26 protein-coding genes and 1 tRNA gene are annotated in these 26,320 nt (G+C 38.5%); 24 read left to right on the top strand and 3 right to left on the bottom strand.

Going from position 1 to position 26,320, the window contains the following annotated elements; all coding sequences use genetic code 11:
- Nucleotides 1–51 precede the first annotated feature (51 nt).
- The 18 genes from parC to RHP64_RS06740 all read left to right on the top strand — a co-directional run bounded on the left by parC (nt 52) and on the right by RHP64_RS06740 (nt 17,786).
- Nucleotides 52–2,490: a DNA topoisomerase IV subunit A gene (parC, locus tag RHP64_RS06825; RefSeq protein WP_025268222.1), complete on the top strand. Its 2,439-nt coding sequence runs from the start codon at nt 52–54 to the stop codon at nt 2,488–2,490.
- 46 nt (nt 2,491–2,536) lie between these two features.
- Nucleotides 2,537–3,442 (top strand): manganese-dependent inorganic pyrophosphatase, encoded by a 906-nt coding sequence (locus RHP64_RS06820; protein WP_011680058.1) that lies wholly within the window; start codon nt 2,537–2,539, stop codon nt 3,440–3,442.
- Nucleotides 3,443–3,607: 165 nt separating this feature from the next.
- Entirely contained in the window at nt 3,608–3,757 is a 150-nt protein-coding gene (rpmG, locus tag RHP64_RS06815; RefSeq protein ID WP_002815032.1) for a 50S ribosomal protein L33, read from the top strand.
- Nucleotides 3,757–4,026 carry a 30S ribosomal protein S14 gene (rpsN, locus tag RHP64_RS06810; protein ID WP_002815025.1) on the top strand — a complete coding sequence of 90 codons (270 nt, stop codon included), beginning with the start codon at nt 3,757–3,759 and terminating at the stop codon, nt 4,024–4,026. Before rpmG ends, rpsN begins: the two co-directional genes overlap by 1 nt.
- A 294-nt stretch (nt 4,027–4,320) precedes the next feature.
- Nucleotides 4,321–4,797, top strand: coding sequence for a ribosome maturation factor RimP (gene rimP, locus RHP64_RS06805; RefSeq protein WP_002815024.1), 477 nt, complete (start codon nt 4,321–4,323; stop codon nt 4,795–4,797).
- 24 nt (nt 4,798–4,821) lie between these two features.
- Complete coding sequence (gene nusA, locus RHP64_RS06800) at nt 4,822–5,919, top strand: transcription termination factor NusA (RefSeq protein WP_011680057.1); 1,098 nt, start codon at nt 4,822–4,824, stop codon at nt 5,917–5,919.
- A 53-nt stretch (nt 5,920–5,972) separates the two neighbouring features.
- A complete protein-coding gene (gene rnpM / locus RHP64_RS06795) occupies nt 5,973–6,269 on the top strand; it encodes an RNase P modulator RnpM (RefSeq protein WP_462785002.1) in 297 nt (98 codons plus the stop codon).
- Nucleotides 6,259–6,579: a L7Ae/L30e/S12e/Gadd45 family ribosomal protein gene (locus tag RHP64_RS06790; protein ID WP_011680055.1), complete on the top strand. Its 321-nt coding sequence runs from the start codon at nt 6,259–6,261 to the stop codon at nt 6,577–6,579. The genes rnpM and RHP64_RS06790 overlap by 11 nt, the downstream gene beginning before the upstream one ends.
- A complete protein-coding gene (infB, locus tag RHP64_RS06785) occupies nt 6,580–9,084 on the top strand; it encodes a translation initiation factor IF-2 (RefSeq protein ID WP_462785001.1) in 2,505 nt (834 codons plus the stop codon).
- 72 nt (nt 9,085–9,156) lie between these two features.
- Complete coding sequence (rbfA, locus tag RHP64_RS06780) at nt 9,157–9,510, top strand: 30S ribosome-binding factor RbfA (protein ID WP_002815019.1); 354 nt, start codon at nt 9,157–9,159, stop codon at nt 9,508–9,510.
- Nucleotides 9,511–9,605: 95 nt separating this feature from the next.
- Complete coding sequence (locus RHP64_RS06775; protein ID WP_025268219.1) at nt 9,606–10,781, top strand: aminotransferase class I/II-fold pyridoxal phosphate-dependent enzyme; 1,176 nt, start codon at nt 9,606–9,608, stop codon at nt 10,779–10,781.
- Nucleotides 10,782–10,783: 2 nt separating this feature from the next.
- Nucleotides 10,784–11,323, top strand: a complete 540-nt coding sequence (locus RHP64_RS06770) for a PTS sugar transporter subunit IIA (RefSeq protein ID WP_025268218.1) — start codon at nt 10,784–10,786, stop codon at nt 11,321–11,323.
- Nucleotides 11,301–12,209 (top strand): tRNA pseudouridine(55) synthase TruB, encoded by a 909-nt coding sequence (gene truB / locus RHP64_RS06765; protein WP_014324887.1) that lies wholly within the window; start codon nt 11,301–11,303, stop codon nt 12,207–12,209. Before RHP64_RS06770 ends, truB begins: the two co-directional genes overlap by 23 nt.
- 2 nt (nt 12,210–12,211) lie before the next feature.
- Complete coding sequence (gene ribF / locus RHP64_RS06760; RefSeq protein ID WP_301554476.1) at nt 12,212–13,156, top strand: riboflavin biosynthesis protein RibF; 945 nt, start codon at nt 12,212–12,214, stop codon at nt 13,154–13,156.
- A 121-nt stretch (nt 13,157–13,277) separates the two neighbouring features.
- The gene (gene hrcA / locus RHP64_RS06755; RefSeq protein WP_014324886.1) at nt 13,278–14,303 is read left to right on the top strand and encodes a heat-inducible transcriptional repressor HrcA; all 1,026 of its coding nucleotides are present in this window, start codon (nt 13,278–13,280) and stop codon (nt 14,301–14,303) included.
- Nucleotides 14,304–14,319: 16 nt separating this feature from the next.
- Complete coding sequence (gene grpE, locus RHP64_RS06750; RefSeq protein WP_025268216.1) at nt 14,320–14,889, top strand: nucleotide exchange factor GrpE; 570 nt, start codon at nt 14,320–14,322, stop codon at nt 14,887–14,889.
- A gap of 86 nt (nt 14,890–14,975) precedes the next feature.
- A complete protein-coding gene (gene dnaK, locus RHP64_RS06745) occupies nt 14,976–16,823 on the top strand; it encodes a molecular chaperone DnaK (RefSeq protein WP_011680047.1) in 1,848 nt (615 codons plus the stop codon).
- 63 nt (nt 16,824–16,886) lie between these two features.
- Entirely contained in the window at nt 16,887–17,786 is a 900-nt protein-coding gene (locus RHP64_RS06740) for a DnaJ C-terminal domain-containing protein (RefSeq protein WP_011680046.1), read from the top strand.
- A 49-nt stretch (nt 17,787–17,835) separates the two neighbouring features.
- Here the strand turns inward: RHP64_RS06740 and def are convergent, their stop codons facing one another.
- Nucleotides 17,836–18,414, bottom strand: coding sequence for a peptide deformylase (gene def / locus RHP64_RS06735; protein ID WP_025268215.1), 579 nt, complete (start codon nt 18,412–18,414; stop codon nt 17,836–17,838).
- Nucleotides 18,415–18,469: 55 nt separating this feature from the next.
- On the opposite strand from def, the gene RHP64_RS06730 reads away from it, so the two are divergent.
- The 6 genes from RHP64_RS06730 to RHP64_RS06705 all read left to right on the top strand — a co-directional run bounded on the left by RHP64_RS06730 (nt 18,470) and on the right by RHP64_RS06705 (nt 24,369).
- Nucleotides 18,470–18,742 carry a UPF0223 family protein gene (locus RHP64_RS06730; protein ID WP_002815004.1) on the top strand — a complete coding sequence of 91 codons (273 nt, stop codon included), beginning with the start codon at nt 18,470–18,472 and terminating at the stop codon, nt 18,740–18,742.
- Nucleotides 18,739–19,527: an inositol monophosphatase family protein gene (locus RHP64_RS06725; protein ID WP_011680044.1), complete on the top strand. Its 789-nt coding sequence runs from the start codon at nt 18,739–18,741 to the stop codon at nt 19,525–19,527. The genes RHP64_RS06730 and RHP64_RS06725 overlap by 4 nt, the downstream gene beginning before the upstream one ends.
- A 61-nt stretch (nt 19,528–19,588) precedes the next feature.
- The gene (gene typA / locus RHP64_RS06720; RefSeq protein WP_025268214.1) at nt 19,589–21,430 is read left to right on the top strand and encodes a translational GTPase TypA; all 1,842 of its coding nucleotides are present in this window, start codon (nt 19,589–19,591) and stop codon (nt 21,428–21,430) included.
- Between the two features lie 44 nt (nt 21,431–21,474).
- Nucleotides 21,475–21,563: transfer RNA gene (locus tag RHP64_RS06715), tRNA-Ser, on the top strand.
- Nucleotides 21,564–22,317: 754 nt separating this feature from the next.
- On the top strand, nt 22,318–24,006 hold the full coding sequence (locus RHP64_RS06710; RefSeq protein WP_025268213.1) for a glycosyltransferase family protein: 1,689 nt from the start codon (nt 22,318–22,320) through the stop codon (nt 24,004–24,006).
- Nucleotides 24,007–24,048: 42 nt separating this feature from the next.
- Nucleotides 24,049–24,369 (top strand): DMT family transporter, encoded by a 321-nt coding sequence (locus RHP64_RS06705; RefSeq protein ID WP_011680042.1) that lies wholly within the window; start codon nt 24,049–24,051, stop codon nt 24,367–24,369.
- A gap of 114 nt (nt 24,370–24,483) precedes the next feature.
- Here the strand turns inward: RHP64_RS06705 and RHP64_RS06700 are convergent, their stop codons facing one another.
- Both RHP64_RS06700 and rarD read right to left on the bottom strand, forming a co-directional pair.
- Entirely contained in the window at nt 24,484–25,203 is a 720-nt protein-coding gene (locus RHP64_RS06700; RefSeq protein ID WP_025268212.1) for a hypothetical protein, read from the bottom strand.
- A gap of 195 nt (nt 25,204–25,398) precedes the next feature.
- Nucleotides 25,399–26,289: an EamA family transporter RarD gene (rarD, locus tag RHP64_RS06695; protein ID WP_071952191.1), complete on the bottom strand. Its 891-nt coding sequence runs from the start codon at nt 26,287–26,289 to the stop codon at nt 25,399–25,401.
- Between the last annotated feature and the right edge of the window lie 31 nt (nt 26,290–26,320).

Genomic DNA, 26,320 nt, shown 5'->3' with positions numbered 1-26,320 from the left:
TCTGTAATTAGTAATTTTATAGATGTTTTAATCAAGGAGAACCGCACTTAGATGGCAGATCGTATAACCGAACTCTCACTTGAAGCAGTGATGGGGGAGCGCTTTGGGCGCTATTCAAAATATATAATTCAAGAACGTGCTTTGCCAGACATTCGAGACGGATTGAAGCCAGTGCAACGGCGTATTTTGTTTGCAATGGATCAGGATGGAAACACTTATGATCATCCATATCGTAAATCAGCAAAATCTGTTGGTAACGTAATGGGTAATTTTCATCCGCACGGTGATTCATCAATTTATGAAGCCATGGTACGTTTATCGCAGGATTGGAAAGTTCGTGAGCCGTTGATAGACATGAACGGTAATAATGGTTCAGTGGACAATGATCCGGCTGCAGCAATGCGTTATACTGAAGCGCGATTGTCTAAAATTGCTGGTGAAATGATGGCGGATTTGGGTCAAGAAACCGTGGACATGGTTTTGAACTTTGATGACACAACTTATGAGCCAACAGTTTTACCTTCTCGTATTCCTAGTCTTTTTATTAACGGCGCAACTGGTATTTCGGCGGGATATGCAACAGAAATTCCGCCCCATAATTTGAAAGAAATCAATGCCGCATTAATCTACTTACTCGATCATCCAGCCGCTACTTTATCGCAATTAATGCGCTATGTAAAAGGCCCTGATTTTCCGACTGGTGGTATTGTTCAGGGACTTGATGGTATAAAAAAAGCGTACAAAACTGGACGTGGTAAAATCGTTGTTCGTGCTAAGACAGAAATATCTGATCTTCGCGCTGGCAAGAAGAAAATTGAAATTACTGAACTGCCTTATGAGGTTGTTAAGTCAAATTTGGTATCAAAAATTGATGCCATTCGATTAAATAAAGAAGTAACCGGCATTTTAGAAGTCCGCGATGAATCCGATCGCGAGGGAATGTCTATTGTTATTGAATTATCTAAAGAAGCAAATGCCAATGGTATTTTGACTTATTTGTTCAAAAAAACTGATTTGCAGATATCTTATAACTTCAATATGGTTGCTATTCATGATCAACGACCAGTACACGTTGGTTTGAAGGCTGGTTTAGAAGCTTTCCTTTCGTTCCGAAAAGAGGTTGTATTAAAGCGATCAGCATATGAATTGGCTAAAGCACAAGCACGGCAACATATTGTTGAAGGCTTAATCCGCATGCTGTCTATATTGGATGAAGTCGTTGCTACCATTCGAGCATCTAAGAATCGTAAAGACGCTACACAAAACTTAATTAATCGTTTTGAGTTTACACAAGCACAAGCTGAAGCCATTGTCACGTTGCAATTGTATCGATTGACCAACACAGATGTGACGCAATTAGAAGAAGAATTTTCCCAGTTGAATGATAAAATTAATCGTTTGAACCAAATTATTCACGAAGAGTCAGCATTGAAAGATGTTATTCGCGAAGAAATTAAGGCAATTACTAAGGCCTATTCTTCACCACGTCGCAGTGTTATTGAAGCAGAAGTTGAGAATTTGGTAATTGATACAGCGGTAACGATTGCTGAAGAAGATGTTCAAGTGTTAGTGTCACGTAATGGTTACTATAAGCGTGCATCTTTGCGTTCCTTTAAAGCTTCGGATAATGAAAATGGTCTGGCAGAAGATGATCTAGTTGTTTTCCAAGGAACCCTAAATACGACAAATCATTTGTTTATGTTTACCAACAAGGGGAATGTTATTTATCGACCGGTTCATGAACTACCTGATACAAAATGGAAAGATACAGGAGAACATTTTTCACAGCAACTATCGAACTGGGATAAAGACGAAGTGGTGATTAAAGCTATCGCTGTTGATAATCTCGAACAAGGTGGCGCATTTACAATAGTTTCAAATGACGGATTTATTAAACAAACTACTTTAGTAGATATTGTTCCCAAAGCTTATAAAAAGAAATCTTCGATGGCTATTAAGCTTAAAAAAGATGTGAGCTACGTTGTTAATGTTGCGTACTTCCAAAATGTTAAGCGCCAAAATGTGCTATTGTTGTCACATAATGGTGTTGGTTTACGATACGCGATAAAAGAGGTGCCAGAAATTGGTTCCCGTACCTCTGGAGTCAAGGCAATGGACTTACGCGATGATGACACGATTAAAGCTGCCTTGTTTATTACCGATGATAAACAAAGTGTTGCTATTGTTGCTGAAAATGGCGCCTTCAAGTATATGCCAGTATCGTTAATTAACCATTCAAAACGTGGTAATAAAGGTGTTCTCATTTTCACACAAAAGAAAACTGTAGCCTATAAAGTTGCCACAGCGACAATATTTGATAGCAATGTGAAAGCACTTTCTATTTTGACAAAGCGTTATCAAATTCAAGAATTACAATTAAGTGATTATCATGAATCACAACGTATTGGCAATGGCCAATATGTCGTTGACACTGATAAAAATGGCGAACCGTGGATTATAAAACCGCTAACAATTTCTGAGACAAAATGATTAATTTTTGTTAAAATAAAAATATAAAATGCTAGGAGATAAACTAATGGCTAAGACTTTAGTTTTTGGGCACAAGAACCCAGATACAGATACAATCGCATCAGCAATCGCTGCAAGTTATTTATTGAACCAACAAGGTCAGGATACAGAAGCAGTCGCGCAAGGTGAGCCCAACGCTGAAACGCAATTCGCGTTAGATTATTTTAAAGTTAAGCCGCTTCGTGTAATTTCTGAGGCCGATACAGAAACAGTTGTTTTAGTTGACCATAATGAAGCTGCACAATCAGTTGATAATTTAGCTGACGTTACCGTGGAAAATATTTATGATCATCATAAGTTTGCGTTCACAAATTCTACACCCTTGTATATCACGGCTAAGCCATGGGGCTCTGTAGCAACTATTTTGTACTATGAATTCAAACAAGCAAACATTGTTATTCCTGCAGAAATTGCTGGTCTATTAGCTTCAGCAATTATATCTGACACATTATTGCTCAAGAGTCCAACGACGACATCATACGACCAACCCGCTTTGGAATCCTTAGCTAAGATTGCAGGACTTGAAGATTATGCTGCCTATGGTTTGGATTTGTTGAAAGCTGGAACAGATTTGTCATCACGCACTGATAAAGAATTAATTGATGGTGATGCCAAATCATTTGAAATGGGCGGGCACCAATTCCGGATTGGTCAAGTCAACACTGTTGATATTGATGAAGTATTATCTCGTCAGGCAGGAATTGAAGCAGCAATTGCAGAGGAAGGTTATGAAGACTTTTTGTTTGTGATTACTGATATCTTGAATTCAAACTCTAAGGGCTTGTACATTGGAGATGCTGCTCAATCAATCGAAGCAGCATTTAATCAAAAACTTGACAATAATGTAATTGATCTACCTGGTGTTGTTTCTAGAAAGAAGCAAGTAGTTCCACCATTAGAAAACCAACTCTAAAAAAATTCATACCAAATTAATTTAATTCGAATTATGAATTTTTGTGGATAAAATGTTGATAAATTTATTCACAGACCTTTACACTGGTAATCGGTTCATGTATAATAGATATTTGTATTGACAAGCAAATAAAAATTTTAAGAAAAACACTAAGGAGCAAGGATTATGCGTATCCACGTCGTTCTAGGAAATGATGAAACTGGTGAGCGTATCTACTTGACGTCTAAAAACCGTCGTAATACGCCTGACCGCCTTGAGTTAAAGAAGTACTCACCAAAACTTCGCAAAGTAGTAACATTTAAGGAGATTAAGTAATGGCAAAGAAGTCAAAGATTGCTAAGGCACAAAAGCGTGAAGCTTTAGTTGCAAAGTACGCTGACAAGCGTGCAGCATTGAAGGCTGCGGGTGACTATATTGGATTGGCAGCTTTGCCAAAGGATTCATCTCCAGTACGCGTTCATAACCGCGATTGGATTGATGGCCGTCCACACGCTTACATGCGTGAATTTGGAATGTCACGTTTGAACTTCCGTCAATTAGCACACAAGGGTCAAATTCCTGGTGTTCGTAAGGCTTCTTGGTAAAAGAAACCAGCAACTTTTTCTAATTGTTTCATTCGAAGGATTAGTATAAAAAAGCCCCAGCTTGCGGGCTTTTTTATGTTGTTGACGTATGTGCACTGTAATTTGCACTATTTTAATAAATAGGGTACAATAAATATAGTTAATTTACATAGCAATTGTAAATGGGCGGGTCACTTGGAAAAGCGGCCGGCTCATTTTTTATGGGATTAGCACGCTTATTGTCAATATAAGATAGTGTTAACGCTATATTAGTAAACGTAATTGACAAAACTATTCATCGAAAGGGGAAAATAAATGGCAAACAAAACCGAACAGACAGTTATTGACTTGATTTCACCAATCATTGAAGCACATAATGATTTACTGTGGGATTTAACGTTTACCAAAGAAGGTGGACAAAAAGTTTTACGGATTTTGCTGGATAAACCTGATCATCAATTTATTACGATGAATGATTTGACACTATTCACGCAAGAAGTTAATGAATTGTTAGATACCGTGGATCCAGATCCAATTCCTGAAGCCTATGTTTTAGATATTTCATCACCAGGCGCTGATCGACCATTAAAGGAACTATGGCATTTTGAGTGGGCTAAAGAGGCCAATGAAAATATTTTAGTATCCTTGTTTGTTGCCAAAGAAGGCCAAAAAAAGTGGCAAGGAAAGATTGCTGATCTAAACAAAGATGGCTTGACGCTGACGACAACTAATGGACGTTTGCCATTAACCTTTGACGAAATAGCTAAAGCAATACTGGATGTCCAGTTTTAAATCGTTAAAAATGGAGAAAATCAAATGAGTAAAGAATTAGTGGAAGCACTTAATGCTCTTGAATCAGAACGAGGAATTGATCGTTTAGTTGTTGTCGAAGCGCTTGAAGACGCATTGAAAGCCGCCTACAAGAAGCAATACAATACCGCTGATAATGTCGAAGCAACATTCGACGATAAAAAGGGCAACATTAGTATTAAACAAGTAAAGCATGTTGTTTTAGATGATGATCTTGAAGATGAAGAAATAGAGATTTCTTTATCCGATGCATTGGCAATCAATCGAGCATATGAAGCAGGAGATGAGATTCGCTTTGATGTTACGCCAAAAGATTTTGGTCGTATGGCGGCACAAGCTGCAAAACAAGTGATTGTGCAAAAAATGCGTGAAGCTGGACGACAAGCTATTTATAACAAGTTTTCTGATTATGAAGATGAAATTATAACAGGTGAAGTTGACCGACAAGATGCACGATTCCTATATGTGAACTTACCTGGAAATCAAGAAGCTGTAATGGCCCCAAACGATCAAATGCCCAATGAGCGGTATCACATGGGAGATCGTATTAAGGTCTTGGTTAACAAAGTTGAAAACAATGCCAAGGGACCACAAGTCTTTGTATCACGAACAGCAGCTGATTTGGTTAAACGATTGTTTGAACAAGAGGTGCCAGAAGTTTATGATGGTACTGTTGAAATCATGTCTATTGCGCGTGAGGCTGGTGATCGCTCAAAAATTGCCGTTTATACGCATGATACTGACTTAGATCCAGTTGGGGCCATGGTTGGTCAACGTGGTGCACGTGTACAAAGCGTTGTTAACGAACTAGCTGGTGAAAATATGGATATTGTGGAGTGGGTTGAAGATGAAGCACAGTATATTGCGAATGCTTTAAACCCTTCAGAAGTAACTGATGTCATTTTTGATCCAGCCAACGACCGTGCGGTAACGGTTATTGTTCCAGATAATCAGTTATCTCTAGCAATCGGGAAAAAGGGTCAAAATGCTCGCTTAGCAGCACGTTTAACGGGATTCAAGATTGACATTAAATCTGAAAGTGAAGCAGCAGCTAGCTTAGACCCAACACCAGCTGCTACAGCTGCTGACGAAAACGAAGAATAATTTGAAAGGAAATATGATCATAAATCAAGTGATTTATAGTCATACTGGTACATATGAAACCTCGTAAAATACCAATGAGAAAAGACATTGTAACGGGTGAAATGTTTCCTAAAAAAGAACTCGTTCGAGTCGTGCGTAGTAAAGAAGGTGACGTGACTTTAGACCCAACAGGGAAAGCCAATGGTCGTGGTGCGTATGTTAGCCTAAATGTAAAAAATGCAGAAATGGCTAAAGAAAAGCGTATCCTTGATAAAGCATTTGGTGTGAAAGTAGCAGATGAATTCTATGATGAACTCATTGCTTACGTTGACCATCAACAAGCACGTCGGGAGTTGTTTGGTGATAAATAAGAATGACCAAATATTGAATTTAGTTGGTTTAGCAATGCGCGCTGGTAAACTAGTACTTGGAACAGAACCTACGTTATCAGCTATTCGTGGGCAAAAGGTTTTTCTAGTTTTCTTTCCCAGTGATGGTGGTAAAAGCCAGGCAAAAAAATTCGCCGATAAATCAAACTTCTATAATATCAAACTAGTACAAGACTATACTAAAAAGCAATTAACGGATGCCATTGGTGTTAACCGAGGTGTTTTCGCCATTGCTGATCAAGGTTTTAGTCGAAAAATTAAACAATTAATTTCAGAAAAGGAGCGGAACTAAATGACAGAAGAAAAGAAATTCTCAGGTTCAAACCGTCCTGCACGAAAACAGGCAGTCCCAGAACGTAAGGAATTGCCCGCATCACAACGCCGTCATGCGGCAAAGTTAGCAGATGGTACAACGCCAGCCCAAGGAGGCTCACGTCCAAACCGTCCTGCACGTCCTAACAATAACAATCAAAATCGTCCAAATAATGGTGGCCAAAGCCAAAATCGCAATAATCAGAATCGCTCGAATACATCTACTGGTGGCCAAAACCGTTCAAATAACGGTGGAAACCGCAACAATCGTCCTGGATCACGCGTTGCACCTGCTGAAGGGCGTCCAATGATTCGAGAGAAGAAAAATTGGTCAACGAAGCCACGTGAAGGGCAAGTTGATTATTCTGCTAAACCGGATAATAGCTTGAAGCAGTACGTGAATGAAAATGAAAAGAAGCGCCAAGCTTCTGCAGCTGCTAAGCATCCAAAGAAGCCAGCTGCAGCAACTAAGCCAGCTGAAAAGAAAGAAACTAGTGCAACTAAACCAGCTACTGCATCAACAACCACTGGTGCAGGGAAGTTTGGTGGCGCTCTCGCTTCTGGTAATAATTCTGCGCGCAATAACTCACGTAAGCGTAATACTAATGGTACTGGCCAACAAACACCACGCCGTAATGATCGTCCACGCGGTTCTAAAAAGTCACGTCGTATTGCTGCTAAACACCAACCATCAACTCCAGCAACAGTACGTAAAGAACAACCATTACCAGCAGTTTTGGAATATCGTGTTGGTATGAACGTGCAAGATTTGTCAAAGTTGTTGCATCGTGATACAGCAGAAATTATTAAAAAGTTATTCTTACTGGGCATTGTTACAAATCAAAACCAAAGTTTGGATGAAGATACAATCGAAATTTTGGCAGCTGATTATGGTATCGAAGCACAAGCAAAAGAAGAAGAAGACGTTGCTGATATTGACAGATTCTTTGATGATGAAAATATTGATGAGAGCAAGTTAGTTTCTCGTCCACCAGTTGTGACGATCATGGGACACGTTGATCATGGTAAGACAACATTGTTGGATTATCTACGTAATTCTCATGTTACTGAAGGTGAAGCAGGCGGTATCACACAACATATCGGTGCATACCAAACACGTATTAATGATAAATTAATTACATTCTTGGATACGCCAGGACACGCCGCCTTCACAGAGATGCGTGCACGTGGTGCTAACGTAACTGATTTGACAATTCTTGTTGTTGCTGCTGATGACGGTGTTATGCCACAGACAATTGAAGCGATTAATCATGCTAAGGCAGCGGGAACGCCAATCATTGTTGCTGTTAACAAAATTGACAAGCCTGGAGCAAATCCTGACGATGTGATGAATCAGTTAATGGCTTATGACTTAGTTCCTGAAGAGTATGGTGGTGACACAATCTTCGTTAAAATTTCAGCTAAGTTTGGTCAAAATGTTGATGAACTACTGGAAATGATTTTGTTGCAAGCTGAAGTTTTGGAATTGAAAGCAAATCCTAATATGCCAGCACGTGGTTCAGTAATTGAAGCCCGCTTGGATAAGGGACGTGGACCAGTTTCTACTGTTCTTGTACAACAAGGAACAATGCATGTTGGTGATCCAATTGTTGTTGGTAATACTTATGGCCGTGTACGTACAATGACAAACGAACGTGGCGTTGAGCTATCAGAAGCTTTGCCTGCGACACCTATCCAAATTACTGGTTTGAATGGGGTGCCACAAGCTGGTGATCGTTTCATTGTTATGGCTGATGAAAAGACAGCTCGCGCAGCCGGTGAAGAACGTGCAAAGCGAGCACAAGAAGCAGTTCGTAATTCAGGATCAGTTGTTACTTTGGATACATTATTCAATACAATGGCTGAAAAAGCGATGAAGACGGTGCCAGTTATTGTCAAGGCTGATGTTCAAGGATCTGTCGAAGCACTTTCTGGATCACTGAAAAAGATTGAGGTTGACGGTGTTCGTGTGGATATTATCCATACTGCTGTTGGCGCGATTAACGAATCGGATGTTACTTTGGCTGAAGCATCTGGTGCAATTATCATCGGATTCAACGTTCGTCCTACACCTTTGGCAAAATCACAATCTGATTCTGAAAAGGTTGATATTCGTTTCTATAATGTCATTTATAATGCGATCGACGATGTTGAAGCAGCTATGAAGGGCCAACTTGAACCTGTATACGAAGAAAAGGTTATTGGAAAAGTCGAAGTTAAAGAATTATTCAAATTCTCTAAGGTCGGAACTATTGCCGGTGCCATGGTTGAAGAAGGTAAAATTACTAAGGATTCTAAGGTTCGCGTCATACGTGATAATGTGGTAGTGTTTGACGGTGAAGTTGGCTCATTGCAGCGCGGTAAAGATGCAGTTAACGAAGTGAAGATGGGATTTGAATTCGGATTTACAGTGGCCAAATTTAATGATGTTCACGCTGGGGACGTTGTTGAAGCCTATGTAATGGAAGAAGTTAAACCTAAGTAAGAGACCGATTACGCTGAATGCTTTTTGGTAGGTTGTGTCTTTTAATAGAAAGAAAGAGAAGGCGAAATAGTTATGGCAAATCCACAACGTGCAGGTCGTCTCGCTCAAGAAGTACAACGTGATGTTACTGATTTATTACTTAAGCGTATTAATGATCCGCGAGTAAAAGAGGTTACAGTAACAAGTGTTGAATTGTCTGGTGACTTGCAGATAGCAACAATTTATTATTCCATTTTATCTGATTTGGCCAGTGATGCTAAGAAAACTCAAGCCGGCTTGGAAGCTGCTAGTGGATTGATTCGTAAAGAATTAGGTTCACGATTGACGGTTTACAAAACGCCAGAATTGAAGTTTGTGCGTGATACATCTGTTCAATACGGAAATCATATTGAGGACTTGATTCGCAAGCTGCACACTGAAAATTAATAAATTATCAAATATTGGGCGCTCTCCATTAGGATGAGCGCTTTTTGTGTTAAAATAGTTCTATACAATTAATTTTTAAGAAAATGAGATTTAATATGACTAATCCAACTCAACCCTTCAATTCTATAGTATTGGATATGGCGCCTGACAAACTATTGGATTTTCAATTAAAAGTTCGTGATATTCCAGATATTTTACGATTAACATTTGGTGAACCTGGTTTTGCTGTTGATGAACGTATTAAGCAAGCGACTATTGATGCAATTACAAATGATCGTTCTCACTACGCTGAAAGTCAAGGTGAAACAGATTTGAGAATAGCTGCTGTTGCGTATTTTAATCGTGAGTATCATTTAAATTATAATGGTCCAGAAAATATTATCATCACACAGGGTGTGAGTGAAGCCATAAATGTTATATTTCAAACCCTCCTGAATGATAATGATGGCTTGTTGGTACCAGAACCAGCCTATGGACCTTATTTTTCTTCTCTTGATTTAGCACATGGTGTGCGTTTGTCCATTGATACAACGGCAAACGATTTTAAATTAACACCTGATATGGTCGAAGAAACCATCAAAAATGCGACGGTACCCGTTAAAGCTATTTTGATGAATTACCCAACTAATCCCACGGGAGTAACATACTCACGTGATGAGATCATTGCATTAGCTGAAACATTTACGAAGCATAATTTATGGGTCATTTCTGACGAAATTTATTCCGTCCTAACTTATGATCAAGAACATGTATCATTTGCTGAGTACATACCTGAACGCACAATTTACATTAATGGTTTATCCAAATCTCATGCCATGACAGGCTATCGTGTGGGATTTATTTTAGGCCAAGCTGAGACAATTGCGCAATTGCAAAAAACACATGGAACGCTGGTTTTCGCTGTACCCACATTTGTTCAAGATGCGGCTTTGGTTGCTTTACGTGATGTAACCGACACACCAGTAAAGATGCGTGATATTTATCGTCAACGTCGAGACAAAGTGTTATCACAGTTGCAGGCGTTAGGGTTTGATGTGGTTGAGCCAGAAGGGGCATTTTATTTATTTGCTAAATTGCCTGCTGATTTAGGTACTGATGGCGATGTGTTTGCTTTACAGTTAGCAAAAGAAGGTAAAGTGGCGGTTATTCCTGGTTCGGCCTTCAGCGATGCAGCGCAAGCTTACATTCGTATTTCATACGCTGCGTCCGATGAAGACTTGGCAAAAGGAATGAAGCGAATGACAAAATATATTGAAAAGGTACGCGGCTAAAGATGAACTTCTGGAAACGACTTTTTGGTTCAGAAAAAAAATTATCACAATTGAAGAGTACGGGTCAAATCAATGCGACTAGATTAGCGCGTAATAATGATACGCCTGTTTTAGTAGCGCCAGTGACTGGGGATTTACAAAAAATTACCGACAGCCGCGATGAACCCTTTAAAACTAAAAACGGGGTTATGTTAGTGCCGCATGGTGGTAATTTAATGGCACCGGTTTCGGGTATTGTTACTGAGTCCACTAATGATTATTTGACGCTAACAGATATTTCAGAACAGACTGTAACTGTAACTGTCGTGGGCACATCAAATGTCGTTCGGTTGGCTCAATACGGTGTAGGACAACAATTACATGCAGGTGATGTTATTGGAACGACAAATCAGAAGGTGCTATCTGCTGATCATGAAGCACTACGCATTTATGTTGTTTGGGCAAACCAAGACCTACCAAATATTCGGTATGGTTCTGTTTATGCAGGACAAAACGTCTGGCAAGTAGGGGAATTGCAAAATGACAAAGAATCAGATAGTTGATGGTTTGTTAGTTATCAATAAGCCTCGTGGCATGACATCTTTTGATGTTGTTAGTAGAGTACGCCGTATTATTGGTCAAAAAAAAGTTGGCCATGCTGGCACTTTAGATCCGAATGTTGATGGTGTCCTAGTAGTTGCTTTAGGTAAAGCGACAAAGTTGATTGATGAATTGCAAACACGGCCAAAAAGTTATATTGGTGAAATTACATTAGGGTTTTCAACAGAAACAGAGGACCTTGATGGTGAAATCGTTGATCAGCTGGATATCGTAACGCCTTTTTCTGACCAGAAAATTGATCAAGCGATACAGCAATTAAATGGCGAAATCACACAAAGGCCACCTATGTACTCTGCTGTAAAAGTTAATGGTAAGCGGCTCTATGAGTATGCTCGAAATGGTGAGACTGTTGAACGTCCAGTTCGTAAAGCGGTAATTCATGACTTTAAACGTACATCCGGTATTAAATTTATAGATGGTAAGCAGGTATTCAAGTTTGAAGCCACAGTTTCCAAGGGCACGTATATTCGCACTTTAGCCGTAGATGCAGGCAAAATAATTGGGATCCCGGCAACAATGACACAATTAACTCGAACGATGGGGAGCGGCTTCAAAATTTCTGAAGCACGTGACCTGGATTTTTTGTCCACACTATCGTATGAAGAAGTATTAAAACAAGTAATACCTATTAGAGAAGTATTGAAGTGGCCAACTAAAAATTTGAGTGAAAATGAATGGTTTGCTGTAAAAAATGGTCAGAAAATTTCTAGTTGGCCTGCAAATGACAGCTATTTGCAACTATATTATCAAAACAAACTGAAAGCAGTATATCAATATGACGAGATTGAGCAATTATGGCGCTCTCGTTATGTATTTGATAACCAATGACTATGACAGAATTAATTCGTTTACATTATCCGATATTAGATTTTAAAAAGCCGGTTCAACAGGTCGTTGCAATGGGCTTTTTTGACGGTGTTCATCGCGGGCATCAGGCTGTTTTAGCTCGTGCGAAAGCAGAAGCTGAAAAACAAGGGGTGCCCTTGGCTGTGTTGACCTATGATCCACATCCAATTGTAGCTTTTCAGACGTTGAAAAAACCACTGCGTTATTTAACACCATTAGCCAAAAAGAAGTCCATCATGAGCCAGCTAGGTATTGATCGGGTTTATGTTATGCAATTTACTTCTAAACTTGCTAAATTAGGTGGTCAACAGTTTGTAGATGAGGTGGTCATGCAATTAAACCCTGTTACGGTGGTAGCAGGATTCGACCATTTGTATGGTGCAGCGGGAACGGATAGTGATATGCTACATTTAGCAACATATGCAACTAATCGCTTTGATGTTATTACTGTGTCTGAATTTGATGATTATAATCAGAAAGTTTCTTCTTCAACAATTCGATCTATGTTAGATCAGGGGAACGTAGATGGCGCCGCACAGCAGCTTAGTCGTGTCCATTCGACATCAGGTATAGTCGTCCATGGCGAAGCTAGAGGCCGTGAATTAGGCTTCCCAACTGCCAATATACAAACACCTGAAGAGGAATGGCTGCCTGGTATTGGTATCTATGCTGTAAAAATAAAAGTATATGATACTTGGTATCTAGGAATGGCTAGCATCGGACGCAATGTGACGTTTGGTGATGCTCGTCCAATCACAGTTGAAATTAACATTTTAGATTATCAAGAAGAAATATATGGTGAGTTTGTTCAGATACAATGGTGTCATTATCTGCGTGGTGAAGTGAAATTTGAAAACATTCAAGCACTGATAGATCAACTTAATGAAGATGCAAGACAAACAAGGCATTATTTTAATACAAAATTATAAAATACAGTTTTTTGGCACTCTTATAAAAAGAGTGCTAAAAAGACTTGCATTATTTCTCAAATAGTGTATTATAATAAGTGTTAGCAGTTAGATATAGTGAGTGCTAAAAGGAGTCGATAATATGGCGCTAACAGAACGACAAAAGTTAATCTTAACCGCCATTATTTATGAGTATACACAGCGTGAGCATGCGGTTGGTTCAAAAAGTCTACAAGAACATCTAGATATTAAAATTAGCTCTGCTACGATTCGTAATGAAATGGCAGCGCTAGAATCCGATGATCTTATAAAAAAATTGCATACTTCTGCTGGTCGAGTACCATCATACGAAGGGTATCGTTATTATTTAGATCACCTGATGATGACACGCAGAGCGACTGATCGCGATGTACAAGCGGTCATTCAATCATTCCGTGGAAACTTCCATGAGATAGATGATTTGCTAGACGAAACAGCTAGGACTTTATCAAATTTAACTGGTTATACTGCGTTAATTTTGAAGCCAAGGCGAATTGATATTAAAGTTTCGGGATTTCGATTGGTTCCATTGGAGGGCCATCAGCTGATTGCAGTATTGGTTACTAATGATGGTAAAGTGACTAGCCAGACATTTAAATTACCAAATGAAATGGCGATTGAATCGTTAGAAAGTATGGTTGCATACATCAATGATCAGATGGTCGGTCGACCGGTTAATGATGTGTTGCGTATGATGCAGTCTGATGAGTTGCCTACGCAAATGAGTCGCATGATTAAAACGCCGGCAGCTTTTTTGCAACTATTTGGCGACGTGTTAGCACGATCGAACGGAGATAACGTCCATATTGGCGGCCGATTGAATGTTCTAGACTTTAGTAAAGAAACAGATATCGCTGATGTGAAGCCTCTGTTGGAATTTTTGAACAATGCTGAGGATGTTAGACAAATTGCTTCGCCAACACGAGATGTTCAAGTTAAAATTGGACGTGAGATTGGCGAGCCATTACTTTCAGAGTTCAGCTTGATTACGCGTGGATTTTTGGTACCAAATCAAGGAAGTGGTATTATTGCTTTACTTGGTCCAATTCCTATGTCATATAGTACCAATACGTTGCTTACAGACGCGTTTGGTGAAGCGTTAAGTCGCAAAATGATTGAATATACATAGCTAGGAGGTCACACTTGTGACAGAAAAAAACGAAGAAGTTGTAGAAGATAGGAACATTTCTGATCAAACTGATGAAAATTTGACCGAAGAAATTGAATCTGAAGCTGATGATTTGCAGGTGGAGCCTGATCCGAAACAAGCGGAAATTGATAAGCTAACAGAGCAAGTTAACAACCTCGAAGAAAAATTATTACGTTCACAAGCAGAAATTCAAAATATACAACAGCGTAATGCGCGTGAACTACAAAATGTACGCAAGTATGATGGACAAAAATTAGCCAGTGCAGTATTGCCAGCCGTTGATAATTTGGAAAGAGCCCTTCAAGTTGAAGCTAACGATGAAGTGTCAAAGCAAATTAAAACAGGTGTGGAGATGACACTTAAGACGTTAAATCAAGCTTTAACAGACAATGGTATTACGTCAACGGGTGAAATTGGTGAATCTTTTGATCCAACTAAGCACCAAGCAATTCAAAGTGTTGAGTCAGATGAAGTTGAATCTGACCAGATTGCACAAGTTTTGCAAAAGGGTTACATATTACAAGACCGCGTAATTCGACCAGCAATGGTTTCAGTGGCGAAATAAGAACGATTTTGCATGGTGATTCAATCGATGAGATACCACACCTTAAAAAGATGAAAATGATTTTAAAGTAAAGGAAGAAAATATTTATGTCAAAAATTATTGGTATTGATTTAGGAACGACAAACTCAGCTGTTGCTGTCCTTGAAGGTGGCGAACCAAAGATCATCACAAATCCAGATGGTGGTCGTACAACACCTTCAGTTGTCTCATTTAAAAATGGCGAAAGTCAAGTGGGTGATGTTGCAAAGCGTCAAGCAATTACAAACCCAGACACGATTATTTCAATCAAGTCTCACATGGGTGAAGCTGGTTATAAAGTTAATGCCAATGGTAAAGACTACACACCACAAGAAATTTCAGCAATGATTTTGCAATATATTAAGGGCTATGCTGAAGATTACTTAGGTGAAAAGGTTGAAAAAGCTGTTATCACAGTTCCTGCCTACTTTAACGACGCACAACGTCAAGCTACTAAGGATGCCGGTAAGATTGCTGGTCTGGAAGTAGAACGTATCATTAACGAACCAACAGCTGCCGCATTGGCTTATGGTTTGGACAAGCTAGATAAGGATGAAAAAATTCTTGTCTATGACTTAGGTGGTGGAACATTCGATGTGTCAATCCTTGAATTAGGAGATGGCGTGTTTGAAGTTTTGTCAACAAACGGTGATACTCATCTTGGTGGTGATGACTTTGATAACAAAGTTATTGACTATTTGGCAGAACAATTTAAGTCAGAAAATGGTGTTGATTTAAAGGATGACAAATTAGCTTTGCAACGTTTGAAGGATGCCGCAGAATCAGCTAAGAAGACTTTGTCATCTGCAAACGAAGCTCAAATTGATTTGCCATTTATTGCTTCAGGTGATAACGGACCATTGCACTTGCAGACATCATTGACACGTGCAAAGTTTAACGAATTAACAGCTGATTTGATTAAGAAAGCAGAGCAACCTGTTTTGAGTGCTTTGAAGGATGCCGGATTGTCATTCTCTGACATCGACGAGGTTATCTTGAACGGTGGTTCAACTCGTATTCCAGCCGTACAAGAATCTGTTAAGAAGATGACAGGTAAGGAACCTAACCACTCAATTAACCCTGATGAAGCTGTTGCTTTGGGCGCTGCCGTTCAAGGTGGTGTCATTACTGGTGATGTTAAGGATGTTGTTTTGCTTGATGTTACACCATTGTCATTGGGTATTGAGACAATGGGTGGTGTGTTCACTAAGTTGATTGAACGCAACACAACGATTCCAACTTCAAAGTCACAAGTATTCTCAACTGCAGCTGACAATCAACCAGCTGTTGACATTCATGTTTTGCAAGGTGAACGTTCAATGGCTGCCGACAACAAGACATTGGGTCGATTCCAATTAGCAGATATTCCGGCCGCACCACGTGGTGTACCTCAAATTGAAGTGACATTTGACATTGATCGTAACGGTATTGTTAATGTTTCTGCTAAGGACTTAGGAACACAGAAGGAGCAAAAGATTACAATCCAAGCTGCTGGTGGTTTGTCAGACGAAGAAATTGAAAAGATGATGAACGATGCCAAGGCAAACGAAGAGGCTGATGCTAAGAAGAAAGAAGCTGTCGATACACGCAACGAAGCTGATCAATTGATTTTCCAAACTGAAAAGACTTTGGAAGAAGTTGGTGACAAGTTGGGTGACGATGAAAAGAAGCCAACACAAGACGCTTTGGAAGCTTTGAAAAAAGCTAAGGAAGATGCCGCAGCTGATGATGCTGATTTGACAGATTTGAAGGCTAAGTCAGAAGAATTAACTAAGGTAGCTGGTGAATTAGCAATGAAGTTGTATCAACAAGCAGCGCCAAAGGACGGAGCTGAAGGAGACGCAAAGTCTGCTGATGACAACACAGTTGATGGTGATTTTGAAGAAGTTGATCCAAATAAAGACGACAAGAAGTAATTATTAAAACAAACCGCATTCATTGAGTGCGGTTTGTGTACATAAATTAGAAGGAGCGGGCGCGTGAATAACACTGAATATTATGACCGTCTCGGCGTTAGTAAAGACGCCAGTCAAGATGAAATTAAAAAGGCTTATCGTAAGCTATCAAAAAAATACCATCCAGATTTGAATCATGAACCTGGTGCTGAAGAAAAATATAAAGAAGTTCAAGAAGCTTTTGAGACGCTAGGTGATGAACAAAAGCGTGCGCAATATGATCAATTTGGACCTAACGGCGCACAAGGTGGTTTTGGTGGCCAAGGCGGTTTTGGCGGCCAAGGTGGCTTTAGCGACTTCTCCGATTTGGGTGATATATTTAGTCAAATGTTTGGTGGCGGATTTGATCCAAATCGTCCGCGCAAAGGACAAGATTTACAGTACCGCATGAACTTGACTTTTGAAGAGGCCATTTTTGGTAAGGAAACTACGATTAAGTTTAACCGTGGTGATGGTAAGCAACACGAGATTAAGGTTACTGTACCTGCTGGTGTTGAAACTGGGCAGCAAATGCGTTTGAGTGGACAAGGTGAAAGTGGTGTTAATGGTGGACCACAAGGAGACTTGTTCGTTGTCTTCCAAGTATCACCATCAAGAGATGGATTTGAACGTGATGGTGCAGATGTCTACTTAGAACAAAAGATAAGCTTTGTGACAGCTGCGTTGGGTGACGAAATTCAAGTCAAGACGGTTCACGGTGAAGTGAAGTTAAGAATCCCAGCTGGTACTCAAACTGGTAAGCGTTTCCGCTTGAGTGGTAAGGGTGCTCCGCGTTTGCGTGGCAATGGACACGGAGATCAATTTGTTATTGTGACTGTCGAAGTACCGACACGACTTAATAAAGATCAGAAAAAGGCGTTGGAAGCTTTCAAGGAAGCTACCGACGGTACAACTAAGAAAAAGAGTTTCTTCGATAAATTGTAATCAAAAAGCTCCGCAGTGATTATCTGCAGAGCTTTTTAGATTGACCAACTTAATCAATATATTTTGTATCTTCATCAACTTCCCAAGGCGATTGCATATTAATGTGATCATAATATAAGTGCCCATGTAAGTGATCAATTTCATGCTGGAAAACAATGGCAGGATAGTCGCGCAATTTAATTGTTTGCTTATTACCATCTTCATCCTGGTAGCGTACTGTTATTCGATAAGCACGAGGTACAAAGCCAGGCACATCTTCATCAACTGATAGACAACCTTCACCAACGTTTAAGGCACCTCGCTTGACGGACTCTGAAATAATTACAGGGTTGAAAATCGTGCCCTTAAAATAAGGTTCGTCAGTTGTGCCTTCTGGGTCAAGTGCAGGTATTAAAATTGATGACATACGCAAAGAGTAGCCTACTTGTGGAGCAGCTAATCCAACACCTGGACGTAGACCGTACTTCTCATTTTGTTTTTCATCTTGAGATACAACTAAATATTCCATCATATCTTTAGCAAGTTGTGCGTGTTCTTCACTCAAAGGGAAAGGAACGGACGCAGCCGTTTTACGTAGTACGGGATCCCCGTCCCGTGTGATTTTATCCATAGTAAATCTGATTGTCATTTTTTTTACCTCACAATCTAGTATATCAAACGTTATAACATGTTAAAATAAAATTATGAATGAAAATTATGTATTACCAATCGATGGTGATTGGACGACCCAAGATATTATTATTGTGACAAATTTTATAAACAGTGTGTTAGGTGTTTATGAAAAAGGATCTTCTCGTGAAGAGGTATTAAAAAACTACGATGCATACAGAAAAATAATGCCTGCCAAAAGCGAGCAGAAAAAATTTGATAAGGATTTTGAACGCCAAACGGGATACAGCATATATAAAACCATAAAATTTGTCCAAAATTCGACGAAAGACAGAGTACGCTTATGAGCACATTAAGCCCATTTGAAATTCAAGAAATTGACCAAACTGTATTAGTGTGGCTTGATGAATTGCAAAAATCTACAATAGCGGCAATGAATCAGCATTTAGATGTAGCTACTAAACACGATGCACGTGATTTAGTTACAAATGTTGATAAAAGCAATGAGCAAATAATCAACAAGTACATTCGAAAATTTGATCCAGATGCACAAATTGTGAGTGAAGAGGGATTTGGTGATAAACCAATTAGTATGGCTGGACATGTGTGGTTTGTCGATCCAATTGATGGTACCATGAATTTCTATAAACAGCACGATGACTTTGCTATTATGATAGCACTTTACATTGATAACCAACCTATTTTGGGATGGATTATGGATGTGGTAAATAATATTGTTTATCATGGGGGTCCTCAAATGGGTGTTTTTGCCAATCAATTGCGGTTAGATCCACCAGAAAATGATGCGCTTAATCAAGGAATTGTTTTATTGAGTGGTGCGCGCTTGCTCTATGGAATGTTTGGATATGATGAAATTGCTAAAAGTGCCTTGGGATACCGAGTTATTGGCGCTGCTGGTCCGTCTTTTATCCGTGTCTTACGTGGTCAGGCCGTTGGATATTCTTCAAAAATGATGTCATGGGATTTTGCTGCTGGTCAAGTTTTAGCAAAAACATTAGGATTAATTGTTTCAGATATTGACGGAAAGCAGTTAGATATGTTATCATCTAACATAGTATTAGTTGCTACGAATCGAGCGCATCGCGATATTTTGGCGTTGCATAGAAGCTAGGGAACGAAGTGTCCCTAGCTTTTGTATGTGGCAGCATTTAAATTAAAGGAGTACTAGAAAATTGGCAAATCGCGAAGACATTCGTAACATCGCTATCATTGCCCACGTCGATCACGGGAAGACGACGCTGGTTAACGAACTTTTGAAGCAATCAGACACATTGGATTCACGCAAGGAATTGGGTGATCGTGCAATGGATACTAACGATATTGAAAAAGAACGTGGTATCACTATCTTGTCAAAAAACACAGCCGTTAAGGTTGGGGACAAGCAAATTAACATTTTGGATACACCTGGACACGCGGACTTCGGTGGTGAAGTTGAACGTATCATGGGTATGGTTGATGGCGTTTTGTTGGTCGTTGATGCTTTTGAAGGTACAATGCCACAAACTCGTTTTGTGTTGAAAAAAGCTTTCGAACAACATTTGACACCAATCGTTATCGTTAACAAAGTGGATCGTCCTGGTGCACGTCCTGAAGAAGTTGTTGACGAAGTATTGGATTTGTTTATTGAATTAGGTGCCGATGAAGAAGATTTGGACTTCCCAGTTATCTTTGCTTCAGCGATGAACGGTACATCTTCTTTGTCACCAAATGTTGACGATCAAGAACATACGATGAAGCCAATTTTTGATGCTGTCTTTAATACAATTCCTTCACCAGTTGACAACTCAGATGAACCATTACAATTCCAAGTGGCAATGTTGGATTATAATGATTTCGTTGGTCGTATCGGTATCGGCCGTGTTAAGCGCGGAACAATTAAAATTGGTGACAACGTTGAAGTTTTGAAGTTGGATGGTTCAACACAAAGTTTCCGTGTAACTAAGCTTGCTGGTTTCATCGGGTTAGACCAAGTAGATATCCAAGAAGCTAAAGCTGGTGATTTGATTGCTGTCTCTGGTATGGAAGATATCTCTGTTGGTGAAACAGTTGCAGATCCTGCTCATCCAGATGCATTACCAATTTTACGTATCGACGAACCTACTTTGCAAATGACATTCCGTCAAAATGACAGTCCGTTTGCAGGTAAAGAAGGTAAGTTTGTTACTGCACGTCAAATTGAAGATCGTTTGCGTCGTGAATTGCATACTGATGTGTCATTGCGCGTTGAAGATATTGGACAAGCTGGTGCTTGGTCAGTATCTGGTCGTGGTGAATTGCACTTGTCAATTTTGATTGAAACGATGCGTCGTGAAGGCTTTGAGTTGCAAGCTTCTCGTCCACAGGTTATTTACCGTGAAATTGATGGTGTTCAATCAGAACCATATGAATCAGTTCAAATCGATACACCTGATGAATATTCATCAACAGTTATTGATTCATTGAACCAACGTAAGGGTGAGATGGTCAACATGGAGTCTGTTGGTAACGGACAAACACGTTTGACTTATATGGCACCTTCACGTGGCTTAATTGGTTACTCAACTGAATTTATGTCAGCTACACGTGGATACGGTATCTTTAACCATACGTATGCTGAATATCGTCCAGTTGTTCGTAACTGGGAACCAGGACGTCGTAATGGGGCTTTGGTTTCTATTAACCAAGGAACAACTTCAAACTATGCTATCATGGGTGTTGAAGATCGCGGACAAATGTTCGTTGGTGCTGGTGTTGAAGTTTATGAAGGAATGATTGTTGGAATGAATGCGCGTGACAATGATATCTCTGTCAACGTCACAAAATTGAAGCCACAATCAAACGTTCGTTCATCAAACAAGGACCAAACTGCTTCAATTAAGACACCACGTATCATGAATTTGGAAGCTTCTTTGGAATTCTTGAATGATGATGAATATGTTGAAGTAACTCCTGAAAACGTACGTATCCGTAAAGCTATCTTGAACACAGCTGAGCGTGAAAAGTCTGCTAAGCGTCGTAAGGCATCAACAAACTAACATTTATTTTAAATAATCAGGAACCTGCTTGGGTTCTTCGTTATGGAGCTATGGCACAATCCGGTACTGCAACGGACTCGAAATCCGTCGAGCCGCATTTCGCGGTGTGCGGGTTCAAATCCCGCTAGCTCCTTTATTATATGTTATCTCATGTTCTTATATGTACAAAAACGTTGTTATCTCAACGTTTTTTTATTTTGCATAACTTAATACAACGTTAGAAAACAGCACAGTACACAGTAGGAGCCATTTACTGTTTTCGTAACTCAAACTGCAAAAAAATTTATGTAGGGTTTATTCTTAAAATCATTCAATCCGAATAATTTCATCAAAATTTGAAAAAAATACTTGTTTGTGTAAATGATTACGACTCCAATTTTCGAGGACATATCTTTTGTGTTGATAATTTTCAAAAAAATCTGATAACTCGAATTTTTTACTTTTTGATCGTCTTAACATTTCATCCAAAAATGCCTAGTCGGCATTTTGAGTTTGCAAAGAATAATTTTTCCAATCCATGAAATTCTGTCCTTTTTTAAATCAGTATCATTTTGGCGCTAGTAATTAAAGGATATCACAAATATGGTATATGGGGTATGCTATATAAAAACATAGCCAGATTTAAAAACCATTAAATGCTTACAAAGTATTTGATAGAAAGCTGCTATTTCTTAAAATTGAACAGTGATTAGTAGCAAATTATCTCTATTCTTCTAATGTTAGAAAAATTAGGTACAAATTATGGTGAAAGTTCACTTCAGAAATTATTATAGAAACTTTTGCTTTAAAAACACTATTACTTCTGTTATGATACATAGGAGCGTGTTTCTTATTTTGGAGATGTTAATGAAGGTTATTTCGCTCTTTTTTGGGGAAAGTAGAATAGTATGATAAATAAAGTTAAGTATATAATTGGTAAGCATTTAAACATAAGTGTTTGCTTACTTTTTGCGTTATTCAGTTGTTTGATTATTTTACCTTATTTGCATGGGCCAGCCTATATCCATCAAGAGGGATGGGATGGGCGTTTCCATATGGCTCGTGTCGCAGAAAGTTATTTGAATTTAAGTCATGGTCATTTGGATCAAGCAATTCCCAGTGTGATGACTAAAACTTTTGGATCATTTGGATATCCACAAAATCTTTTTTATCCGTTGATAACTATGCTTCCAGAGGTGCTCTTGCACATAATCTTTGGCAATGCGTACGGTGGTTATTTGGCATTTATTGCTTTAATCTTTTTTTCAACGTTTATGTCAATGTACATTTGTACATTAAAAATAACAAAAAGTCGTTTCATTGCTCTATTAAGTAGTGCGCTATATGGATTTAGTCATTTTGCGATTTCTATAACATTGTTTTATCGTAGCTTTGGTGGATCTTTTATTTTTATTTTTATGCCAATTGCTTTTTATGGAATGTATCAGATTGCATTAAAAGATCATAAAAAATGGTGGATAATGTCTTTAGGGGTTGCCGGACTCATTTTATGTGATCTACCTGATGCGGTAGTTGTTGTTTTGATGTTGGTCTTTTCATTCTCAATGACATTTACTGTTAAAGAAGCTAAGAATATTAAATTAACGCGTATAGTAAAGTTAATTTACGCAGGAATGCTTTCAGCGTTACTTTCAGCGTTTTTCTTAGCACCACTTCTACAAAATTTGTTGTTTGTTAAAAATATTTCTGTCAATAAACTATTGTTGTCAAATACTGTTTTACCTACAATGAGTGTATTTTTAACAGACAAGTTGGCTTCGTACAGCTTAGGTTTATCAGGCCTAATCGTTGTATTCTTTGTTATTAATGGCTGGAACAAATTTCATCCCGCATTAAAATACTTATCAGTAGTTTTGCTGATCAATTTAATACTTGTAACTAATATCTTTCCTTGGCCAATTTTTGATAAATATTTAGGGTTCATACAATTCGTTGGCAGATTTCTCTATACTGCGACTTTTATTTCAGCTTTTCTTGGGGCAATTGCCATTGCTAATATTGTTGAAAATAGAAAGAGTCGCTACTTGCTGGTAACGCTATTTTGTTCTATTGGATTGCTCTCAGTCACTAGTCTTAATTTTAGTATTAAGCGAAACCCAAACGGCAATGCTGTTAAAATAGTTTCTTGGGATGATTTTCAAAATGCCACACTAAATAATTATGTATATGATTATTTGCCACATAATGCATTCAAAATCAAAGATAAGTTAGAACAACATTCTATTCCGTTGATGAATCCAAAGAAAGAGATACAACAAACACGTTGGACAACAGGATACGACAGCATACATTATCGAATTAATTCAGTACAAAAGTATACTGATGTTGTATTGCCAAATATCTTTTATCCTGGGTTCACAGTATACGTGAATGGGGAAAAAATGCCTGAAAAATATAATAAAAACAATGCCATCGTTGTTCCTATAGAAAAAGGTATTAGTAAAATTGATGTGAAATATGTAAAGACGCCGGTTCAAATAATTTCATTTTGGATAAGTGTCATTGCATTGTTGACTTTAATTGTATTAAAAAATAAAAAATTGACTAAGCTGTTACCATTGTTTAAAAAACATTGAACTAATTAGATTATTTAACTGCTTTAATTTTGGAGGATAACTATGTCTTGGATCTTTTTGTTGTTTGCGGGTATTTCGGAAATATTATGGTCAACTGCTATGAAGTTAAGTGATGGTTTTTCTAAAGTGGGTTGGGCTGTTATTACTGTAGTAGGTCTAATTACTAGCATGCTTTGTCTTCTGCAAGCTGTTAAACACTTATCATTTAGTCTCGCTTACCCAATATGGACAGGTATTGGCGCTGTTGGTTCAGTCCTTGTGGGGGTTATCCTTTTTCACGATAAATTCTCAACTGCTACGTGGTTTTTTGTTGCATTATTGATTGTTGCAATTATTGGAATAAAGATGACAGCCGGAGAGTGACAAGTGGTTCCCAACTGCGTTGATGGTTCAATAAAACATAATTATAAAGCCCTTATCAGTTAAGAAAGGGCTTTATAATTTTTATTTTGTGAATTAACAAATAACTTCGTACAATCATTGGACTTGCCAATGATAGCCAACAGGTAAAGCTTCTCCAGGTGCTATTCTAGTAGAATGACCTTTCCTAGTTTCCCAGGTAAAGCCATCTTGTATAGCCCATTTATATCGATCAGTAGAATTGATATTATTACTATCAGCTGTCTGGGTGGTTACAGTTGAAGTATCAGTATTTGCCTGTTGTGTTGCTTCAGAACTAGCTTGCGCTTGAGAAGCAGCAATACGAGATGATTGAACAATAGATTCGCTGTTAGAAGCTGAACTAGCGGAGATTGACGAGGATAAAGCGGCAGATTCTGAACTAGATTTTTCAGCATCAGATCTAGCTTTGGCTTGAGATGATGAAGCTGCTTCTATACTAGCAACCTCAGCACGGGAGCTCGTTTCTGCGGCTATTGAAATTGATTTGGATTGACTGGCTTCGCTGTTTTCAGATGTAGAGGAGCTACTTATTTCCGAGCTAGTTTGATTGCTATTGCTACTGCTATGATTTGGTGATGCCTCAATCAATAGAAATAGGGCAATGAAGATTAGTCCATAAGTACCTTTTATTTTATACCAAGGAGCATGGCTACGCTTCTTTTTAATGTCATTGATGGACCAAAGGCCAAGCCACCAAAGTAAAAAAAGCGGCCAAATAAATAAAAGAATAATCCAAAAAATTGGTTTTCGTTTCCAACTGTTTAACTTATTGTTGAAGTTTGCATAATCTAACATTTTCAAATTCTCCCAAATTCTCTTCAACTTTTTAACGTGGACGCCTAGCACGTGAAGGCAGAAAACACTAGCACCTCTAATTAAAAGAAGCTCTTTTTTGCATTATAGCAAACATTTTTAGAAAATATGTAAAAAATGTTATCAAAAAGCATCTTTGCGATTCGTTTGGAACACTTTCGCAAAGATGCTTTTTTATTATGAAACTGTTTTTTTCAATTTATGATAGCTATTCAAACTGCCAATAATAAATACGAGTATGCCAGTCCAAATAAAAGCAAACACAATGACCTTATGCCAGTTAAAGGCTTCATGCAAAACAAAAATGGCCATAAGCAATTGAATAGTTGGATTAAGATATTGAATAAAACTCAACGTGATAAAGTCAGTATTTTTATTGGCAACAGCGAATAAAAGTAAGGGGATAACCGTTAAGATACCACTCATAATCAATAGAATCGTAATCTTAGGCCCATTTTGTATCATCACATGTGGAGATAAGAACAGATAAACTAAAGCAATAGGTGCAACGAAGAGGGTTTCCAGTGTTAATGAAATTGTAGCTGGTAAGGGTACTTGTTTTTTGATCAAGCCATAGAAACAAAATGTAGCCGCCATTAGTAGTGTATTTAAAGGTAGTGATCCAGTTTGAATAGTTAGGATGACAACGCCAATAATAACAAGTATTAAGGCGACTATTTTGGATCTTGATAGTTTTTCATGTAAGAAAATAACTGCGACAACTACATTCATTAGTGGCATTATATAGTAAGAGAGGCTCGCTTCAGTGGCTTGCTCATGAGTAACCATATCGATATATAAAAACCAGTTAATTGAGATTAGGAAGGCACTTAATATAATCAAACCCATTTTGTGATTTTGGATTAATTCAATAATGACGTGCCAGACTTCTTTCCAACTTTTTTGAAAGGTTAACACCACACTAATGGTTACAAGCGACCAAACAATTCGATAGGCTAAAGTATACATTGCTGGGACAACACTTAATAGTTCCCAGAACACACCAAGCATGCCCCACAGAAGATATGCAGAGAGGCCTGAAATAATTCCTAGACGTTTATTTTCCATAGCTATACTCCCGAATTAAATATAACTATTA

Source organism: Leuconostoc sp. XM4 (assembly GCF_055698815.1).
Note: the sequence above shows the minus strand (reverse complement) of the source record. Positions and strands in the feature narration are given on the sequence as shown.

Excerpts from the sequence above, each read along its gene's own strand:
- parC (WP_025268222.1), top strand. The coding sequence starts at position 52 with ATGGCAGATCGTATAACCGAACTCTCACTTGAAGCAGTGATGGGGGAG.
- RHP64_RS06820 (WP_011680058.1), top strand. The coding sequence starts at position 2,537 with ATGGCTAAGACTTTAGTTTTTGGGCACAAGAACCCAGATACAGATACA.
- rpmG (WP_002815032.1), top strand. The coding sequence starts at position 3,608 with ATGCGTATCCACGTCGTTCTAGGAAATGATGAAACTGGTGAGCGTATC.
- rpsN (WP_002815025.1), top strand. The coding sequence starts at position 3,757 with ATGGCAAAGAAGTCAAAGATTGCTAAGGCACAAAAGCGTGAAGCTTTA.
- rimP (WP_002815024.1), top strand. The coding sequence starts at position 4,321 with ATGGCAAACAAAACCGAACAGACAGTTATTGACTTGATTTCACCAATC.
- nusA (WP_011680057.1), top strand. The coding sequence starts at position 4,822 with ATGAGTAAAGAATTAGTGGAAGCACTTAATGCTCTTGAATCAGAACGA.
- rnpM (WP_462785002.1), top strand. The coding sequence starts at position 5,973 with ATGAAACCTCGTAAAATACCAATGAGAAAAGACATTGTAACGGGTGAA.
- infB (WP_462785001.1), top strand. The coding sequence starts at position 6,580 with ATGACAGAAGAAAAGAAATTCTCAGGTTCAAACCGTCCTGCACGAAAA.
- rbfA (WP_002815019.1), top strand. The coding sequence starts at position 9,157 with ATGGCAAATCCACAACGTGCAGGTCGTCTCGCTCAAGAAGTACAACGT.
- RHP64_RS06775 (WP_025268219.1), top strand. The coding sequence starts at position 9,606 with ATGACTAATCCAACTCAACCCTTCAATTCTATAGTATTGGATATGGCG.
- RHP64_RS06770 (WP_025268218.1), top strand. The coding sequence starts at position 10,784 with ATGAACTTCTGGAAACGACTTTTTGGTTCAGAAAAAAAATTATCACAA.
- truB (WP_014324887.1), top strand. The coding sequence starts at position 11,301 with ATGACAAAGAATCAGATAGTTGATGGTTTGTTAGTTATCAATAAGCCT.
- ribF (WP_301554476.1), top strand. The coding sequence starts at position 12,212 with ATGACAGAATTAATTCGTTTACATTATCCGATATTAGATTTTAAAAAG.
- hrcA (WP_014324886.1), top strand. The coding sequence starts at position 13,278 with ATGGCGCTAACAGAACGACAAAAGTTAATCTTAACCGCCATTATTTAT.
- dnaK (WP_011680047.1), top strand. The coding sequence starts at position 14,976 with ATGTCAAAAATTATTGGTATTGATTTAGGAACGACAAACTCAGCTGTT.
- def (WP_025268215.1), bottom strand. The coding sequence starts at position 18,414 with ATGACAATCAGATTTACTATGGATAAAATCACACGGGACGGGGATCCC.
- RHP64_RS06730 (WP_002815004.1), top strand. The coding sequence starts at position 18,470 with ATGAATGAAAATTATGTATTACCAATCGATGGTGATTGGACGACCCAA.
- RHP64_RS06725 (WP_011680044.1), top strand. The coding sequence starts at position 18,739 with ATGAGCACATTAAGCCCATTTGAAATTCAAGAAATTGACCAAACTGTA.
- RHP64_RS06710 (WP_025268213.1), top strand. The coding sequence starts at position 22,318 with ATGATAAATAAAGTTAAGTATATAATTGGTAAGCATTTAAACATAAGT.
- RHP64_RS06705 (WP_011680042.1), top strand. The coding sequence starts at position 24,049 with ATGTCTTGGATCTTTTTGTTGTTTGCGGGTATTTCGGAAATATTATGG.
- RHP64_RS06700 (WP_025268212.1), bottom strand. The coding sequence starts at position 25,203 with ATGTTAGATTATGCAAACTTCAACAATAAGTTAAACAGTTGGAAACGA.
- rarD (WP_071952191.1), bottom strand. The coding sequence starts at position 26,289 with ATGGAAAATAAACGTCTAGGAATTATTTCAGGCCTCTCTGCATATCTT.